This is a genomic window from Paenibacillus polymyxa, assembly GCF_001719045.1.
GTDB classification, from domain to species: Bacteria; Bacillota; Bacilli; order Paenibacillales; family Paenibacillaceae; genus Paenibacillus; species Paenibacillus polymyxa_B.
This window is the reverse complement of record NZ_CP015423.1, coordinates 4,855,990-4,874,185: the sequence shown is the minus strand read 5'-3', so window position 1 is coordinate 4,874,185 and position 18,196 is coordinate 4,855,990. Positions and strand designations below refer to the sequence as shown.

15 protein-coding genes are annotated in these 18,196 nt (G+C 44.9%); 5 read left to right on the top strand and 10 right to left on the bottom strand.

The features are described 5' to 3' along the window. Positions 1-99: 99 nt before the first annotated feature. Positions 100-2,652, bottom strand: coding sequence for a beta-mannosidase (locus tag AOU00_RS22085; RefSeq protein ID WP_069291662.1), 2,553 nt, complete (start codon positions 2,650-2,652; stop codon positions 100-102). A 205-nt stretch (positions 2,653-2,857) separates the two neighbouring features. After that, positions 2,858-3,925, bottom strand: a complete 1,068-nt coding sequence (locus AOU00_RS22080) for a LacI family DNA-binding transcriptional regulator (protein ID WP_069291661.1) — start codon at positions 3,923-3,925, stop codon at positions 2,858-2,860. Positions 3,926-4,205: 280 nt separating this feature from the next. On the opposite strand from AOU00_RS22080, the gene AOU00_RS22075 reads away from it, so the two are divergent. After that, a complete protein-coding gene (locus AOU00_RS22075) occupies positions 4,206-5,897 on the top strand; it encodes an ABC transporter substrate-binding protein (RefSeq protein ID WP_069291660.1) in 1,692 nt (563 codons plus the stop codon). A 72-nt stretch (positions 5,898-5,969) separates the two neighbouring features. On the opposite strand, the gene AOU00_RS22070 is transcribed toward AOU00_RS22075, so the two are convergent. From AOU00_RS22070 to AOU00_RS22060, 3 genes are read right to left on the bottom strand one after another with little or no spacing between them, the layout of a single operon-like run. Then, positions 5,970-7,193 carry an MFS transporter gene (locus AOU00_RS22070; protein ID WP_069291659.1) on the bottom strand — a complete coding sequence of 408 codons (1,224 nt, stop codon included), beginning with the start codon at positions 7,191-7,193 and terminating at the stop codon, positions 5,970-5,972. A 2-nt stretch (positions 7,194-7,195) separates the two neighbouring features. Then, positions 7,196-7,756, bottom strand: coding sequence for a GNAT family N-acetyltransferase (locus tag AOU00_RS22065; protein WP_069291658.1), 561 nt, complete (start codon positions 7,754-7,756; stop codon positions 7,196-7,198). A gap of 59 nt (positions 7,757-7,815) precedes the next feature. Continuing rightward, on the bottom strand, positions 7,816-8,178 hold the full coding sequence (locus tag AOU00_RS22060) for a DUF2500 domain-containing protein (protein ID WP_069292104.1): 363 nt from the start codon (positions 8,176-8,178) through the stop codon (positions 7,816-7,818). A 405-nt stretch (positions 8,179-8,583) separates the two neighbouring features. On the opposite strand from AOU00_RS22060, the gene nrdI reads away from it, so the two are divergent. The 4 genes from nrdI to AOU00_RS22040 all read left to right on the top strand — a co-directional run bounded on the left by nrdI (position 8,584) and on the right by AOU00_RS22040 (position 12,807). Then, complete coding sequence (gene nrdI, locus AOU00_RS22055; protein WP_016819181.1) at positions 8,584-8,943, top strand: class Ib ribonucleoside-diphosphate reductase assembly flavoprotein NrdI; 360 nt, start codon at positions 8,584-8,586, stop codon at positions 8,941-8,943. Further along, positions 8,930-11,014 carry a class 1b ribonucleoside-diphosphate reductase subunit alpha gene (gene nrdE / locus AOU00_RS22050; RefSeq protein ID WP_061828561.1) on the top strand — a complete coding sequence of 695 codons (2,085 nt, stop codon included), beginning with the start codon at positions 8,930-8,932 and terminating at the stop codon, positions 11,012-11,014. The genes nrdI and nrdE overlap by 14 nt, the downstream gene beginning before the upstream one ends. A gap of 209 nt (positions 11,015-11,223) precedes the next feature. Further along, positions 11,224-12,189: a class 1b ribonucleoside-diphosphate reductase subunit beta gene (gene nrdF, locus AOU00_RS22045; RefSeq protein WP_069291657.1), complete on the top strand. Its 966-nt coding sequence runs from the start codon at positions 11,224-11,226 to the stop codon at positions 12,187-12,189. A 204-nt stretch (positions 12,190-12,393) separates the two neighbouring features. Beyond that, entirely contained in the window at positions 12,394-12,807 is a 414-nt protein-coding gene (locus AOU00_RS22040; RefSeq protein WP_061828562.1) for a GNAT family N-acetyltransferase, read from the top strand. 92 nt (positions 12,808-12,899) lie between these two features. On the opposite strand, the gene AOU00_RS22035 is transcribed toward AOU00_RS22040, so the two are convergent. From AOU00_RS22035 to AOU00_RS22015, 5 genes are all read right to left on the bottom strand, one after another. Further along, a complete protein-coding gene (locus AOU00_RS22035; RefSeq protein WP_061828563.1) occupies positions 12,900-13,325 on the bottom strand; it encodes a VOC family protein in 426 nt (141 codons plus the stop codon). A 91-nt stretch (positions 13,326-13,416) separates the two neighbouring features. Next, complete coding sequence (locus tag AOU00_RS22030) at positions 13,417-14,067, bottom strand: hypothetical protein (RefSeq protein ID WP_069291656.1); 651 nt, start codon at positions 14,065-14,067, stop codon at positions 13,417-13,419. A gap of 27 nt (positions 14,068-14,094) precedes the next feature. Beyond that, entirely contained in the window at positions 14,095-14,634 is a 540-nt protein-coding gene (locus tag AOU00_RS22025; protein ID WP_069291655.1) for a GrpB family protein, read from the bottom strand. An 87-nt stretch (positions 14,635-14,721) separates the two neighbouring features. Continuing rightward, complete coding sequence (locus AOU00_RS22020) at positions 14,722-16,830, bottom strand: class I SAM-dependent methyltransferase (RefSeq protein ID WP_069292103.1); 2,109 nt, start codon at positions 16,828-16,830, stop codon at positions 14,722-14,724. 357 nt (positions 16,831-17,187) lie between these two features. Next, a complete protein-coding gene (locus AOU00_RS22015; protein ID WP_069291654.1) occupies positions 17,188-18,159 on the bottom strand; it encodes a glycoside hydrolase family 43 protein in 972 nt (323 codons plus the stop codon). Between the last annotated feature and the right edge of the window lie 37 nt (positions 18,160-18,196).

Below are 18,196 nucleotides of genomic sequence, written 5' to 3'. Positions count from 1 at the left end.
TAACATTATGAAGACGCTCTACATATCATAAAACAAATTTATATTATAAAAGAAGCTTATCCATCATCTACTTAAAGACGGATAAGCTTTTACTGTTGTCTAACCTTGTATCCAATTGACCAACGAATGTACTGTCAATGTACCCGGCGCAGCTGTCACAAATGCTGATGAACCGTTGCGCATGACCAAGAATTCCACTGTCTTCGGAATACCAGGAGCTAGATCCAGATGGTTGTCGCTGAAAATACCTTCCTGCTCTGCCGATAGCCACACGTGCCTAGCAAGTACATCCGAACACAGCATGAATCTGCTGCCCCCGCTTCCCTGAATCTCTGTCACTTCAATTTTTGCCTGCGGTAAATCCATCTCTTTCGTGTCTGCAAAATAAATTTCACCAGAGGCCACCTGTTCACCATTCTGCGTTAGACGCGCGACCCGCATATGCTCCGCACGGTTCAGGCCACTCAGCCATTTGTCGATAGGCAGTATATGTACAATTCCTGCACCGCCTGCTGGTTGCTTTACCTTAACGTTCTCTTCATGAATTGCCTGGCTGCTACGGATATGCAAAAGAGTCAGCCGCAGCGTACCCGATATCGGCTCTAGTGTATCGTTGACTAGATGCAGGGCCTTATTCCCCTGTTCTGTATCGGTTGCACTCAACAGCACATCAGCAAAGCTGCGCTTAGCCGTATATTGGAGCGCCTTCCAACGACCAAAATAGTCCATACTCGACCAGGAGGCAACGGGCCAGCAGTCATTCATTTGCCAGTATAATGTTCCCATGCAATAGGGCTTGTGACGACGATGCGCCTCTATAGCTGCTTTCATTGCCTCTGCCTGTAAAATTTGGCTCATGTGAAGAAAACATGTAAAATCCTTTGGCTCTCGTATGTATCGCTCCATATATTCTTTAATCAGACGATTGCCCGCATCGTTCTTCTGATGTGCCAGCATCACCTCAGATTCCAGCTCCAAATCCTTCTCTTCCGCATAAGTACGAACAGACTTGTATTCAGGAAAGGACTGAAAACCATATTCACTCATAAAACGGCCCACATGTACATGATAATTCTCAAACGGCTCAGACGCGTGCCATACACCCCAATAGTGAATATCACCTGCAGTTGAAGACCGATGGGCATGCTGGTTCCGATCTCTGGTCAGGTCAATCAGCGGGGAGGAGGGCCAATAGGCTGTCTGCGCAGACCAGGTGTGTACCGCCTCCGGTAGAATCCGATGAAAGAGTGTTTCATAATCATTCCATAGGCGTTCCCGTTGCTCAGGTGTGTAGTCCTTTTTCCAGCCCCAGCCTCCATTCTCTTCATAATGCGCCCATGCAGAATCGATCTCATTGTTGCCGCACCATAAGGCAATGCAGGGATGATGACGCAGCCGCTTAATATTGTCCTCGGCTTCCTGTGCCACATTGTCCATAAAATCCTCATCCCCCGGGTACATACTGCAGGCGAACATAAAATCTTGCCACACGAGCAAACCGTATTCATCACAAAGCTCATAAAATATGTCTTGTTCATAAATACCGCCACCCCACACCCGCAGCATATTCATATTCGAGGCGGCTGCACTGGCAATTTCATACCGATATCGTTCCATCGTAACTTCAGTGACAAAGCTGTCATTCGGAATATGGTTAGCCCCTTTTGCAAACACAGGAATTCCGTTCAGCTCAAAATAAAAGCTCTCTCCTGCTGCATCCCGTTCACGTACAAGACGGATGGAACGCAGTCCCGTTTTTACTGATTTTTCCGCGATTACAGCTCCTTGTTCTTGCTCCACCAATTCGGCCACAAACGTATATAAATGCGGCTCCCCCAGTCCACGGCACCACCACAGCTTCGGCTTCTTCATCTCCAGCTCCAGCTCGACCGTCTGCTTCCCCTTCAGCAGCCGTACCGGCTTAGACCACACCTTCCCGTCAGCGGAAATACGCAACTCGGCATCTCTAATCTCATCTGCATTTTCGATCTCTACCACTGCCATGAGTTTAGCCCCTACCGAATTCACCTCGTCCTGTCGAATAAACAAGTCTCTCACGATTAGACCGGACCACGCCTCGATCCGGACCTCTCTCCAGATACCGCTCGTCACCAGCCTCGGTCCCCAGTCCCAACCATAGTGGTAGGGAGCCTTACGTGCGAAAACGCTTACCTTTTTGTCGGACAAACCACCGATCTCGGACTGATCATTGGGGGCAGGGAGTCCATAACCTAAGTTTTCCAGCTTGGGTACATCTTCAGCAATCGGAGAACGAAAACTGATTTCCAGCCGATTTTCCCCTTGCTGAACAATTGCCTTCACATCCTGTCTCCATACCCGAAACATATTATTGGCTGACAAGACATATTGGCCATTCACTTTTACATTCGCGTATGTGTCCAGACCTTCCAACACCAACTCTACACATTGACATTGAAGCTGATCTGCATTTATCTCAAAATGGGCTTCATATATCCAATCCTGCTTATCAATCCACTGTACCTCCATCTCGTTCATACCAATAAACGGATCAGGAATTTTGCCATGTCGTAAAAGATCAGTATGCACACAACCCGGCACTTTCGCGCTGAGCCACTCATCACTTTGTGCTTCCCTAAACCTCCAGCCATCCAACCCTATCACATTAACCATCGTTACAAGCCTCCTATAAGCACGATTGGGAACATCTGGATTCGTCAGTAACATAACAAAAATAACATTAAGCTAACAAAATAGTCAATTGTTTTTTAGAACAAATGACAAAATACAAAATAAAAGTCGCCCTCTGCCCCTAAACAGGCTAAAAGCGACCTCCTTCGTCTTTACGGTGTATGGTGTCATAACACGTATCTGGACATTAACTATATGTGATTGTGCTGATGGGACGCTCACGGTCATCATTTTCCCGACGGATCCGGGGTGCATGAACTTCCCGTACGAATAGCTCAGCATGTAGCAACTTTTTCTCGACAGGCGAGTTCGGGTTCGTTATGCGCCATAACAACTGGTCCACTGCACGCATTCCCAGCAATTCCTTATCCACTCTCACCGTGGCATAAATCGGCATTTGTTCATTCGTATCGTCAAACCCGGTCACTCCGCAACGCCTCGGAACGTCAATCCCCTTTTCTTTCAGCACATCCACGACTTGCGCAGCAGTCACATCATTAGCACATACAAAAACCTCAGGCAGTTCGTCCTCGGACAACTTCTCCATTTCCTCAGCAAGCGCTTGCGCTCCCCTGTGAAGGAGAGCTTTAATCTGCCGCAATTCTACTCCGCTCATTTCCAGTGTGGAACGATATGCTTCCCAGCGTTCGTAGAAACTGTGAGCGTCTTCAATATGACCCACAAACTGAAAGCGGGTATAGCCCCTGCACAGCAAGTCCTTCATTAATTCACTCATACATGTGCGATTATCTGTAAACACCGTATCACTTAAAAATGCAGAATCCCAATGATCTACCATGACGACCGGAATACCCATCCGATAAATGTTCAGCAACAATGAAGTTGAAATCGTCCCTACCGTGATAATCCCTTTAATCGATTCTGGATTCAGTAAAGAAAACATGTCTTCAGTCGAGGGCTCTGTTAACGTGATCATATCCATACCCTTACGGTTCAGACGCTCGGAAATCCCTTCAAATACAGGCCCCCAGTATCTGGATTCCCTGTTCTGGTACCTAATATTCGGAAATAACACTAGCACGGTACCCGACCATTCTCTGGTATCTGTGTCCCGAGGCTCTACCCCTGTCATTTTGGGATGACTGCGAAAATAGCCCATCTGGGCGGCAAGCTTGACCAGAACCGCCCTTGTCTCTTCACTTACACCGGGTTTGCCTGACAGTGCACGCGAAACAGCGAACTTTGAAACGCCCGCCGCATCCGCAATTTCTTGCAACGTTACTTTTCCACGCATCTTCTCACCCAACCCTATTCGGAATCTTTTTCTACCTTAATCTTTCTAATACACGGGTGTACCTATAAACTGGTACCATCGTAGCATACTTTGTTTTAGATCATCAAATGATAGATTTGTACAAATCCACACCCTCCACCAAAATATGTTTGCTTAATAAAAAAACAAACCGCATAACAAGCAATTATAAATTACTTGACGTGAGGTTCTTTATTTCCTACAATTTACTATTGAAAGCACTTACATTGTGTAAATCATACTTATTAAGGGGGATTTGCAAATGTTCATGAACAGGTCGGTACGACAGAGCTCCATTCTACTCCTGTCTTTGCTGCTGCTCGTTACAACGGGCTGCGCGAATGGAACAGGCGGTAAGGCAGAAAAGGAAGATCCTAATGACACCAGTCCCATTACATTTACTTTCTTTGGCGGTGATTCCAGCTCTAACTGGAACAACATGAAGGATGCTGTCGGGCAGGAAATTATCAAGAAAACGGGTGTTACGCTAAATGCCGAACATGCTGTCAATGGCCGAGGCGAGGAAAAGTTTGCTTTAATGGCAGCGAGCGGAGAGTATCCAGATCTCGTGTACCCCAAATCAGACATTGGCAAGTTGGTCGATGCCGGAGCACTCATTGACTTAACAGATCTCATTGATAAATACGGCCCTAACATTAAGAAAGTGTATGGAGACTATTTTAATCGTATTAAATATAGTAGTGAAGATCCAGCCATTTACACGATCCCGACCAATTTGGGTGTGGATCACATCGCGTTTGATGCACAAGCCGGCTTCGAAATTCAGCATCAGGCACTTAAGAAGCTCGGATACCCTAAAATCCGCACCGTTCAAGATTTTGAAAAAGCACTTAAAGATTATGTCGCCAAATACCCTACCACCAATGGCCAGCGAACCATCCCCCTATCACTTGATGCCGAAGACTGGAAAATTCAAATTACAGTGACAAACCCGGCTGTTACTGCTACAGGTGGACCCGACGATGGCGAATATTATATTGATCCTAAAACACATAAAGCCATTCTTCACTACAAGCGCCCAGAAGAACGCGAATATTTCCGTTGGTTGAACCATATGTACAATGAAGGACTGTTGGATAAGGATACTTTTGTGCAAAAAAGTGATCAGTACAAGTCCAAAATCGCCGCAGGCCGTGTCATCGGACTCATTGATCAGGAATGGAACTACCAAGATGCCGAAAATGCGCTCAAGGCAGCAGGTAAGGATGAATTCACTTACGCCCATTTTCCAGTCACTTTAAATGAAAAATACGAGGACCATTCCCTCCAGCCCATTGGCTTCGATACTGCATCCGGGATCGGAATTACAACCTCATGCGAAAATCCGGTGCGAGCTATCAAGTTTCTGGATTTTCTGGCCTCCGACGAAGGACAAATTTTACGCAATTGGGGAATTGAAGGCCAGCATTACAACGTAGAGAACGGCAAACGAGTCATTCCGGCGGATGTGCAACAACGTAAAAACACCGATAACGCTTCTTTTAGCAGAGAGTCAGGAATCGGTTTGTACTGGATATGGGGGCCACATTATGGCGATAGCGTGAAGGACCCTTCTGGCAACTATTACACAACCAATTATCCAGAGATGATTACCGAAAATTATAGTCAAGCCGAAAAAGAGTCCCTTCAGGCATACAAAGCCCAGACGTGGAAAGACCTGTTTCCGAACGAAAAGGATTTTCCGGTAAAAGAGTGGGGTGCTGCCTACAACATGCCTGTTCCGACCGATACGAATTACAATGTTATTTATCAAAAGTCGCAGGACATTGTACGCAAACGGATTCCTGAGGCTGTACTCGCCAAGCCAGATCAGTTCGACGCTGTGTATGACCGCATGCTCCAAGAGCTGGATCAGGCAGGTGTGCCAAAGGCTGAAGAAATCTATACTGGCCTAATCCAAAATCGGCTGAAACTGTGGTACGGTGAAAAATAAGGTTTGCTTTTTAATGAAATATTATAGGGCTGACAGACCATGCTGTTCAGCCCTTCTACATTAACTTTTACATTAAATATTCTGTTTGGTTTCTTTTTCTTTCCAAGAATTACTTTTCCCTGAAACACGATGGACGTAAAACAATAAAATGATTGGAATCAACGCAATCCCGCCACACATCACCCAAGATATTTGAATAGGTGTTTGATCGGAAGACAAATCCGTAAAATTACGACTGATGATCCCTGTCACGATTAAACCTACGCACATGCCTAATTGTGAAATCGCAGAATCCAGAGATAGTAGTGTAGAACGATACTCATTAGAGATTCTTTTGTTCAGAAAAATTTGTTTGGCAACCGGGTACATGCCGCGTCCAATTTCATAGATCAAAAAGGTAAGCAATACAGGATAAAATGTGTTGAACGCACCAGCTAAAATGAGCCATATCCCAATCATCCCGCAAGCATACATGAGTATATGTACATCACTGTATCGGGCGCCTAGCTTTCGAACTAGATAACTTCCCAAAGTCATACATAGTGAATAGCCTGCCTTGATAAACCCCATAATCCAAATTCCTTGTTCGGAAAGGCCAACCAGACGTGGCTGTTGAAATGTATTCCCCGCCGAGTTCGAAAAGCTGATAAATAAACCAATCATAAACACAATCCAGATGGACTTATTTTCAAAACCGATACGGACGCTTTCTCCGATAATCGTTTTAATGCGAGTAGTAGACGTCTTTCGATGAGCAACATTCTCCTCATCCATATAAAAGGAACATAGAAAAATGCATACAATAATAGATAAAATACTGACTGCCCATGGAAGTGAATAGTTATAGGTTGCGAGAAAGGCCCCCAACAGACCACAAATAAATCCCGAAATGTACTGTATACTGTTAGAGGTTGTAAAAAGAACTTCCATGGGCTTATCACTGTTTTCCACAACCCAGGATTCTAACGAACCTGATTGTAAACATATAGCCAGACCCCCAAAAACTTGCGCGAACACAAGCACCCCGATATGATCTGTCCAAACGAACAATACACTGTAGACTAAAAAACAGCAAAGTCCCAAAATAACAGAAATTTTTCTGCCATACTTGTCTGCAATCGCCCCTGTGGGTATCTCAAACAAAAAAATACTTACAAAAAATACAACCAGTAAGAAGTTCGCACTTTGCAGAGAAAGTCCTTTAGCTAATAGAAATAGGATGAGCGTAGTCCCCGTGATTTCACTCATAAAAAATTGAAGAAAGCTGACGGAGTAAAATAGCTTATGAGGTTGCACTCTCAGGACTCCGTCGCTTGCTCTGCAGCCTTATATTCACTTCGCAAAATCCCCATCTGAATAATGTCATAGTATTGCCCTTCCCTGAATAGCTTTTCCCGCAGCCGACCTTCTTCCTTGAAGCCGCAGGCCAGATAGCAACGGTGTGCACGTTCATTGAACGCATAGACCTCCAACTCCAGCCGATGCAGATTCAGCGTATGAAATGCGAATTTTTGTAACAACCGGATCGCTTCCCGTCCGTAACCTTTGCCCAGATCGCCGTCACGCCCGATCACAACACCAAGGGTGGCGTGCCGATTCACCCAGTTGATTTTGAATAAATCCAGTTGTCCGATATAGTCAAGTGTGTCTTTATGCGCAATGACAAAACCTTTGATCTCGGGGTTGCCGTCAATCATCATCTGCACAAAGGATTCGCTATTCACCTGTGAATGCGGGTAGATAAACACGTCGCTTAAACCACGTGTGATTTCCGGGTCATTGACCCATTTTCGGATAGCTGGTATATCTTCTTGACGGTATTCTCTCAATACTATTCGTTTTCCAATGATATGCGGCATCGTAATCTTCCCTCCAATTATGTATTTGTTTTGGCAATACTAACTCGCCGCCAACACCTTTACGCTTCCATTACTCTCACAAACTCCAGAAAACGTGTACCTTTATAATGAAGCTCCCCACGATCCCCGATCACAATCATACCAAAGTCTGTATCCTTCACCTCCAGCTCCATACGCTCACCCCCGTCAAACTCAAAGGTGATATAATAATATGTCGAAGCTGAAAAATCGCCTGATCCCCCACGCACTCTCGTCCGTTTATCCACAACCTTACATGAACGTTGTACCCGTTCAGCTGCTTGATTGGACAGGCCCGCTCCTATCGTTTTGACAATTCCCATAATCATTACAAAAGCAATGAGTCCAAATACGATAAAAAAGATCATATTAAACGATTGAAATTCCATAAAATCACTTCCCATTCGCTTCATCCTTTCTACAGTAAAATGTAAATTTTCCATTCTATTGCCCATTGACAAATCGTACATCTTCACCCTCAAAAACTCCAATACTTTTTTAACATACTTACGAAAAAAAAGTTCTTTCGCTCTTTTCCGCACCCCGCTTGGACTTATACCCGATCTGGGTCCTCTGATCCCCTCTAGACCGATTGACAAAACTATATATAGATATAAAATAGAGAATGTACTCTAAATATAGTGTAAAAAACGTATTTATGCCCGATATCTTGAAGATACAGGTATGAAAATACATGTAAATATAGAGTCAAAATCTTAAATGGCGCAGCCAGCAAGGGATTCCATCTATAATAGATCCCAGGCAATGCGTTTTCTTTTTTCGTTAATTGTTTAAGGAGGTTGCATACCATGCTGATTGCATATGATTCGAAGACCGGCAATGTAAAAAGATTTATAAACAAGCTCAAGCTTCCAGCGGTTCAGATCGAGGAGCAAATGACTATAGAAGAACCTTACGTACTTATTACATATACAACCGGGTTTGGGCAGATACCTGAGAGGGTATCTTCCTTTTTGAAAAAGAATGCTCAAAACCTTGTTGGTGTAGCTGCAAGCGGCAACCGTAACTGGGGTGAGAAATTTGCCAAAAGTGCGGATTTGATTGCCGATCATTATAATGTCCCCGTGATTAGTAAATTTGAATTATCTGGAACGTTCGGAGATGTAGAGCGTTTTAAACAGGAGGTGAGCCGAGTTGCGGCATATTGAATTGAACAACATGTTGATGAAACGCGATACAGACGGCTTTTTCCAATTGGAAAAAGACCAAGAGGCTGTAGCAGAGTTTATGAAGGAAGTTCAGGAACGGAGTTTGAAGTTTGCTGACACAGCCGCTCAAGTGCTGTATATGATTGAGAATGATTATTACGAAAATTTCTATAACAGCTACACGGCTGACGAAATTAATGATATTTTCCATATCACTCATAGCTATAATTTTAAATTTCCTTCCTATATGGCAGCATCCAAGTTTTACACCGACTATGCAATGAAGAGTAACGACCGGAAAGTCTATCTGGAACATTACCCTGACCGGGTTGCTGCTGTCGCGCTGCATTTAGGACGCGGTAACGCCGATACGGCACGCCTGTTGTCCCGCTCGATGATGGAGCAACGCCTCCAGCCAGCAACACCAACCTTCCTGAATGCAGGCAAAAGCCGCCGTGGGGAATTGGTATCCTGCTTCCTGCTCGAAATGGACGACTCCCTGAACTCAATCAACTATGTGCTGAACACCTGCATGCAGTTGTCCAAAATCGGGGGCGGTGTTGCGGTCAACCTGTCGAAACTGCGGGCACGCGGCGAAGCGATTAAAGGCGTAGAAGGCGCAGCAAAAGGCATTATGCCTGTGCTGAAGCTGATGGAAGACGGTTTCTCCTATGCGGATCAAATGGGGCAACGTAAAGGCTCTGGGGCAGCCTATTACAACATTTTCGGATGGGACGTGCTTGAGTTCCTGGATAGCAAAAAGATCAATGCTGACGAAAGAGTACGTCTCAAGACACTTTCTATTGGATTGCTGGTGCCAAACCGCTTTTACAAGCTGGCTCAAGATAATGAACCGCTGCATGTATTTGCTCCTTACAGTGTGTTCAAAGCCTATGGAACGCATCTGGACGACATGGATTTGGATGAAATGTACGATACGTTGCTCGCTGACGATCGGGTGAAGAAAAAAATAGCGATGAGCGCACGTGACATGCTGACGAAAATTGCCATGATTCAGTTGGAGTCTGGTTATCCATATATCATGAACAAAAGTAACGCGAACCAGGCACATGCTCTTAAAAACGTGGGTCAAGTCAAGATGTCGAACCTATGCACGGAAATCTTCCAGTTGCAGGAAACTTCCGAAATTACAGATTACGGCCAACAGGATACCATCCGCCGGGACGTGAGCTGTAATCTAGCTTCTCTGAACATTGTAAATGTGATGGAACATGGCAAAATCCGCGAATCCGTTCACGAGGGTATGATTGCTCTCACCTCGGTCAGCGATATGACCCAAGTAGCTAATGCACCGGGTGTTGCGAAAGCAAACCGTGAAATGCACTCCGTTGGACTGGGTGTTATGAATCTGCACGGCTATCTTGCCAAGAACAAAATTGCGTATGAAAGCAATGAAGCGAAGGACTTTGTCCGTACCTTCTTCATGACGATGAACTATCATTCCATTGAAAAAAGTATGGAAATCGCTAAAGCAGCTGGACAAAGCTTTTATGGATTTGAGGAATCGGATTATGCGACAGGCGTATATTTTGACCGATACCTGAACACAGATTATCGTCCAACAACTGCACGTGTACAAGAGTTGTTCAAAGACATCTATGTTCCGACTTCAGCGGACTGGGACAAATTAAAAGCAGATGTGATGAAAAATGGTCTGTACCACGCCTATCGTATGGCGATTGCGCCGACTGCTAGCATTTCGTACATTCAAAATGCAACATCCAGCGTCATGCCGATTGTTGAGCAGATTGAAACCCGTACCTATGCCAATTCGACGACCTACTATCCAATGCCTTATTTACAAAAGGATAACGTGTTCTTCTATAAATCTGCTTATCAAATGGACCAGTTCAAAGTGCTTGATCTGATTGCAGAAATCCAGCCACACGTGGACCAAGGAATTTCGACCGTGCTTCATGTGAACAGTGACGTGACTACGCGTCAGTTAGCACGTTGCTATCTGTACGCTGCACACAAAGGACTTAAATCATTATACTACACACGCACCAAAAAGCTGTCTGTGGAAGAGTGCCTCACCTGCTCCATCTAAAGCATAAAGGGTAACAAGCTGTAGTATAAAAATTAGATTTTGAATAGATATAGATGCTTTGCATTAGAAGCTGTATCCAGCGTGTGGTTCAGACCTTTACGGGACTGGACAGACCCTCACGGATACAGCTTCCGTATGTCAAGCATACGATGATTCGCCTGCACTATTGTTTCCAGGGAATCTCGCAAGCTGAAGGGAGAATGCTAACAATGACAGGTATACAAGCTGTAAACTGGAATCGCTCGGACGATGATTTCACACTGATGTTCTGGAACCAGAACATTATGCAATTTTGGACGGATGATGAAATCCCGTTGTCTGACGATAAAATGTCCTGGGTAACCCTCAGTGATATCGAAAAAGAAGCCTACATGAAGGTGCTGGGCGGATTGACGCTACTGGATACCATTCAAGGCGGCGTGGGTATGCCGCAAATTATGGAGCATGTGGACGGACTGCAACGCAAAGCCGTACTAAGCTTTATGGCGATGATGGAACAAATTCATGCCAAGTCGTACAGTAGCATCTTTACAACGCTAGCTTCCACGGAAGAAATTGACGGTGTATTCCGCTGGGTGGAAGAAAATCCACATCTCCAAACCAAGGCAGAAACCATTCGTCAGTATTATATGAATATCCACACACCGAAAGACCTGTATCTCGCGATGGCAGCGTCGGTGCTGTTAGAAAGCTATTTATTTTATAGCGGCTTCTTCTACCCTCTTTATCTGGCGGGCCAGGGCAAGTTGACATGCAGTGGGGAAATTATCGATTTGATCCTACGGGACGAAAGTATTCACGGTGTGTACGTAGGTGTACTGGCACAGGAGATTTATGCAAAATTGGATGAGGAAGAACAACGTGATCTTTATCAGACACTGGTAGGCTTGTTGCGCTACTTGCACAATAACGAGGAACAATACACCGAGCAAATTTACACTCCTATTGGACTCGTAGACGATGTGAAAGTCTTTTTGCGCTACAACGCCAACAAGGCCATGATGAACTTGGGCTTTGATCCACTGTTTGAAGAAGAGGAAGTTAATCCCATTGTATTCAACGGCATCAGCACTCACACTAAGCAGCATGATTTCTTTTCTAAAAAAGGAAACGGCTATGTGCGGGCGATGAATGTAGAGCCGCTGACAGATGATGATTTTAATTTTGGCGTCTAAGATATCCGTATTTTATCTTATTTTATTTAATGAATACAAAAGCCCATTCCGCATGTTGGAGGGCTTTTTTGTCGTTCATTGTAAACCTGGCACTGATAGATGGTTGCTCTATAAAGCTAGCTTTGCTTGAAAAACAGCCAAGATATAGAATACTATATGCACATATTTAATTTTAAAAAGGTCAGCTTGAAGGAGCGATAGCTATTGAAGCCATTTGAATATACGAGCACACTTCCACGTAAAAAAGATTTCTTTTCACTCTATGAAACCACAGGTTGGAACAGCAATGGAATCTATACTCCGGAAATACTCTACCGTGCGATTTGTAATAGCTGGTATGTGATTACTGTCTATGAGAACGATCATTTAGTTGGGTTTGGTCGTATTCTTTCAGATGGAGTCTACCAAACTTTCATTTGTGATTTAATTGTTCATCCTGATTATCAAAACAAGGGGATGGGACGAGTGATTTTAACTCAGCTTCTCGAAAAGTGTAAATCAAGCGGAATCAGGTGGGTCCAGTTATCGAGTGCAAAAGATAAGCGGAGCTTCTATAAAAAATTTGGTTTTCAAGAAAGACCTGCTGACGCACCAGGGATGCAGCTATTCTTTGAATAATACTAACGTTATGCCAAACCTCTAGAACGAGGGCATTCATGCAAAAAACGGCCAGATCGCTAAAGTAGCGGAATCGAGCCGTTTTCCATTTCTTAAGACTGAGCCTCTGTGAACATTTGAAAGGTGACACCAAACTTGTCTGTTACATTCCCATAAGCTGGACTAAAATGGGTTTCCTGCAAAGGCATTCCCACCTGTCCTCCTTGCTGTAGAGCATCAAACATTTTTTGAGCTTGCTCCACACTATCGGTTGTAATACAGATGCTCACCTGATTCCCACTGCTAAACGGTGATCCGGGAAAGGTATCAGAAAACATGAGCTCTGTCTCACCCACTTTAAGGGTAGCATGTCCCACACGTTCCTTGACCTCTGCGGGAATGGGAAAATCGGGGTTTTCCGGCATTTCCCCAAAGGTTTGAATAAAAAGCAGTTGAGCATCCAATGCCTCTTTATAAAATTCGATTGCTTCTTTTGCATTTCCATCCATCGTGATGTAAGGAATCAAACGTTTGGACATCTTCAACACAGCTCCTTTAATTCGAGGTGATTAACCCAGCATTTCTCCTGTATTATATACAAAACTTGTCAAGAAAAACAAATCTGTATTCTTAGCTTTCATGCACTTGAACGCCAAGCTGCTTTAGCTCCTTTATCGCTTCCGTAACGTTACGCTGTGGATGAAGCGCAGAGATCATCTGTGCAGTGATCGGAACGCCGTTGAAAATCTGGCTTACCACTCCTAGAGAAATCGGCAACTCATAGTAACTTTCAGCCCAATCCTGATATTCCTCCGGTGTAGCTATAATTTTCCCCAGCAAAAAGGATGAGCCATCGTCATATCCCTCAGGAAAGTTCGTGTTGCCCATACTCCACTCCTTATCTCCCGCTTCCCTCCACATACAAAAGGTAACGTCCTCCTTCTCCAGTGCTTCATCTTCCAAAAGCTCCATCATATCATCAGGCACACCGTCATACATGCCCGGCCAGACCTCATATTCGTCTCTCGCATGAGGACTTACAGGGGATTCGTGGTCAAAACCCTTCAACAGCACACCTCCACACGTCCATAGCATATGAATCGTATCTCCAGCGCCGTTGTTCACCTCACCTAGGCACACATCACCAGACCATTCAGACTGCATACGATACGTGCGTAACCAATCTTCTGGAGACAATATAATGTCCAGCGCTGACAGCAGCAGCATTCTGTCTTTTAAGCCATTCGGCGTTACCTGTGCATCAAGCATCATATTCTTCATCATTCCTCCACCTTGTGTCCATGCGTACTAAGAATTCATCTGTCCCTGCCTATATCTTTCAAGCTTCGCCCGCTCAACCACCTGCCGAATGAATGGTCCTTTGGCTTCGGTATACGCTGCACGGTCATGTTTGAATTGATGCGCCAAATCTTTTTTTAAAGTATCATACGCTCGCAGGCTATCAGGATGCGCTTTTAAGTAATCTCTGAACAATAGATGGTTTTCCCAACGCTCATCTTTATACTTGTAAATATGCAAGTGATGAGTCCCAGCTCCCCATTCTCCACGGCGAAAGAAAGCTCTCTCTGGAAAATCAGGCTTATGTACATATTCATATTCAATACCTAGTAAACGCTGTCGCTGTTCGGATTGAATAATAGCCAAATCTTCTACTCCAACCATAATGTCGATAATAGCCTTGGCTCCCAGACCAGGAACGGATGTACTGCCAATATGCTCTACGCCGACACATACGTCTCCGAGGGCCTCTATCATTTTTTCTCGTTCTCGTGTATACTCAACTACCCACTGCGAATTATATTCGGATATCACTACCTGCTTGGACATGAACGCACCTCCATTCGTTTTCTTAAAGAATGCCTTCCCAGTGCGCTTGGCACACCTCAGAAGGCATTCTCTTGTTCAAATTAAAAATCATTTAGTTGCTTCATCCCTATGATTTGGCTTCTCAATCACGATCAGACAGGTGCTGTCTGGCAAAGGAACCCGCTGGCCCTGCTCATCCATGAACTCAACACGGCTGGACAGCGCCTCGGCATAGCCCTCCTGTAAATAGTGGCGGCTCACCCTGATAATCGCTTGTGGTCCAAGTGTGTTACGAATACGCTCTTCATACTGTGACGGGGTAAAATAACCAAACTGCTCCTGCACTTCATGTACATAGGCTTCCGCCCCCCATGTATAGGTGTATAGAAATTCCATCGCATCGTTTACTGGCAAAACAGCCTCATGCTCACCTACGCGCTCTATTTCAATGGGGCGGCCCGCAAAATCTTGCGCATACCGCATCAGCCATTCCATTCCATCCGGCTCCAAGAATCGAATGCGTCTGCGCTGCTCTACTGGTTCGGTCATAATACCGTCACGAATGATGATACGCCCGCCGGGTGCAAGTACACGATAGGCGCTTCGCAGAGCAGCCTCCACTGTTTGTGGATTGAACCTTTTTCCATCTCGTTCAATGTAGGAATACAACTCGTGAAGAATCGAAGAGAAAATAACCGTATCCATGCTCTCCGTTTCCACATACTCTTCCAGTTGAAGCGCATCACCTTTGATGACATCCCAACGACGGTGCTCCAATTGCTTTTTACGTTTAAGCGCCTCAATCACATTCACAGAAATATCAAGCCCCAACGGCTTCGAGTCTGGTCTTTCCTGCTCGATCAGATCCAGCAGTACGCCCCCGCCAGGTCCAATATCCAATATACGGGTTCCAGTCACATAATCCAAAATGACCCTTTTGAAATCTACGGTCTGGTTCATATCTGTAAGGTACGTCTCCTCATTGTGAAAGCGATCATAAGCATCGCGCCGTAAGCCGAACAGATCAAACAGCAGCAAAACTGCTTTGTCATACAGAGGCGTCTTTTCTGCCTCAATACAAAAGTCGATCAGTTTTTCAGCAGCTGATGAAAATACAAAATTGAAAAATACGGTACTTGGCAGCTCCTCTTTATGCTCTACAGTTACACTCAAATGAGGATTATGCTTCCGTTTTCCCTTTGAAATGTCCTGCCAGGACAGTGAGCTTAAGTATTTTTCTATCATTCGTTTTTTGTATACGTTAATTTTCTTAACACCACGATAGTCATAATACATCGTATTCATAAGCGATTCAAAACTGATATGCCGTACCGTTGCCGGCTGTTCCTGTCCTGTACCATCCCTCAGTGTGAGTAAGAATACCTTGACCAGTTCTTGAAGTGAAAAATCCTGCAAAGCGGATTCTACATACCAAAGTGTCCGATTCTCTAGCGGAGCCAGCGCCTTCTCTACATTCAGCTCCCGCTCCAGCTCGGCGTAAGCCTGCTCAAACGGCTCCCCTGCATGTATCGAAACCGACCGCAATCTCTTCAATCGTTCCTTTACACTCCAGACTACAGGTGCGTTGTCCCATGCAATCCAACCGATTAGCTCCTCCACTTCCCCGCGTACTTGGTCCCATAGTGCAGGTTCTACCCCGGCGATAATACATTCGTTCAGAGCCCGTAAAACAAGCTCCAGTTCCTCAGGGCTCAGCCAGCCCTTACGAGTAATTTCAAGCAGCAGTCGATTTTCCGCAAAAGGAATTTCTCCCCGTATATATTGCCCAATCAATCCATGCGTCTCAATCAGAATTCGGGTCATGCTATTGCGCGGGTAAGCAGGGGACTCTGCTTGGGCCTGTCTAACATACAGTTGAGAGGAGCCGATATTATGTACAAATAAATTAATGCCCTCATGCTGCCAACGTAGCCGCTCGCGGACTGTGCCTCCTTTGGCTGTCTCAGACCATACCAAAACATCCTCCAGTAGCTCTTTAACCCAGAATGACAATGGAAGTCCGTCCAAAATAAGCAACGTACGCTCCACGTAATCCAGTACAGGATTGGCATCCTTTAACTCACCTATGGATCGAATGCGTTCCAGATTAACAATACGCTCCTCAGCCGAAACAAGCAGCTTTAGCCAAGTCGGTGTATCCCAGGCCAGATCATTTTCTTTCCTGTAATTAGCAATGGCTTTTAACGATTGCAGCATTTTTCTCACCTCGTGTAATTCGGATTCGGTATGCACAGGAGACTTTGGATAGGATATTTGGATAAAACCTTGTATATAGTACACTTTACCATACATTTGTAGCTTCCATCTCGTGGAAAATATTAAACATTTGTATCAATTAATCGCTTGACATATTCTAGGCTTCACATAACCTGATTTAAAGTTCCCATAGTTTCCGAGACGTCTCTCCCTCCCAAAAGCAAAAAGATACCTTCCAGCCTAAGGCCGAAGATATCTCATTGATATTGTTAGACGCAGCAAAATCATTTCTCTGCGATGTTTTATAAAGTTATAGCGTCGCTATGTGACACGTCAACCATCTATAATAGATTTCGCTTATTTATCAACAGAAACGCCATCGGGTACTGGAATACCAAAGTCAGGTGTTCCATCTTCCTTCCAGTTGAACGGCTGAACACGTGTATGACGATTCGGGTCATACAGCGGGTCGCCTGTAATTTCCTTGTAATTCCGGGCGTGATATACGATTACATCGCTACCGTCAGCAGCAACCGTAAAACTGTTATGACCTGGCCCGAATTGTCCTGTTTCCTCATTGGTGCAGAATACCGGCTCAGGTGATTTCGTCCATGATTTCGGATCAAGTAAATCCGCATTCTCATCTGCTGTCAACAGGCCCATGCAATAATTGTGGTCTGTGGCGCTAGCTGAATAACTGATAAAGATCCGTCCGTTCCGTTTCAGAACCGCTGCTCCTTCATTCACCTTAAAACCGATGACTTCCCAGTCATATTCTGGTGTAGAGATCATAACCTGCTCACCGCGCAGCGTCCACGGATTGCTCATTTCTGAAATATACAGATTGGAGTTGCCTACGATGTCCGGGTCTTTCTGAGCCCACACATAATACAAAACCCCATTATGCTGGAAGGTTGTCGCATCGAGAGCGAACGTCTCCCAACGGGTTTTGATCTGTCCTTTTTCCACCCATTCCCCTTCCAAAGGATTAGCTGATTGATTTTCCAGCACGAACATTCGGTGGTCGAACAGGCCTTCCTTCGTTTCCGTTGTACGAGCTGCTGCAAAATAAATGTACCATTTGTCGTTAATATAATGAATTTCCGGTGCCCAAATGTTCGCACTTAACGGGCCCGTTTCATATTTGTGCCACACTGCGACAGGCTCTGCTGTACTCAAGCCTTGAATAGTACTTGCTCGTCGAACCTCAATTCGGTCATACTCTGGCACAGATCCGGTGAAATAATAGTATCCGTCACTATGCTTGTAAATCCAAGGGTCTGCCCGTTGCTCAATGACCGGATTATTAATGGGTACAGATTGATTCATGGTTATTCTCTCCTCTATGTGTAGTATGTAGTTCAAA

Bases quoted from the DNA above. Each gene is read 5' to 3' on its own strand.
- AOU00_RS22085 (WP_069291662.1), bottom strand. From the start codon at position 2,652: ATGGTTAATGTGATAGGGTTGGATGGCTGGAGGTTTAGGGAAGCACAA.
- AOU00_RS22080 (WP_069291661.1), bottom strand. From the start codon at position 3,925: ATGCGTGGAAAAGTAACGTTGCAAGAAATTGCGGATGCGGCGGGCGTT.
- AOU00_RS22075 (WP_069291660.1), top strand. From the start codon at position 4,206: ATGTTCATGAACAGGTCGGTACGACAGAGCTCCATTCTACTCCTGTCT.
- AOU00_RS22065 (WP_069291658.1), bottom strand. From the start codon at position 7,756: ATGCCGCATATCATTGGAAAACGAATAGTATTGAGAGAATACCGTCAA.
- AOU00_RS22060 (WP_069292104.1), bottom strand. From the start codon at position 8,178: ATGGGAAGTGATTTTATGGAATTTCAATCGTTTAATATGATCTTTTTT.
- nrdI (WP_016819181.1), top strand. From the start codon at position 8,584: ATGCTGATTGCATATGATTCGAAGACCGGCAATGTAAAAAGATTTATA.
- nrdF (WP_069291657.1), top strand. From the start codon at position 11,224: ATGACAGGTATACAAGCTGTAAACTGGAATCGCTCGGACGATGATTTC.
- AOU00_RS22035 (WP_061828563.1), bottom strand. From the start codon at position 13,325: ATGTCCAAACGTTTGATTCCTTACATCACGATGGATGGAAATGCAAAA.
- AOU00_RS22030 (WP_069291656.1), bottom strand. From the start codon at position 14,067: ATGAAGAATATGATGCTTGATGCACAGGTAACGCCGAATGGCTTAAAA.
- AOU00_RS22025 (WP_069291655.1), bottom strand. From the start codon at position 14,634: ATGTCCAAGCAGGTAGTGATATCCGAATATAATTCGCAGTGGGTAGTT.
- AOU00_RS22020 (WP_069292103.1), bottom strand. From the start codon at position 16,830: ATGCTGCAATCGTTAAAAGCCATTGCTAATTACAGGAAAGAAAATGAT.
- AOU00_RS22015 (WP_069291654.1), bottom strand. From the start codon at position 18,159: ATGAATCAATCTGTACCCATTAATAATCCGGTCATTGAGCAACGGGCA.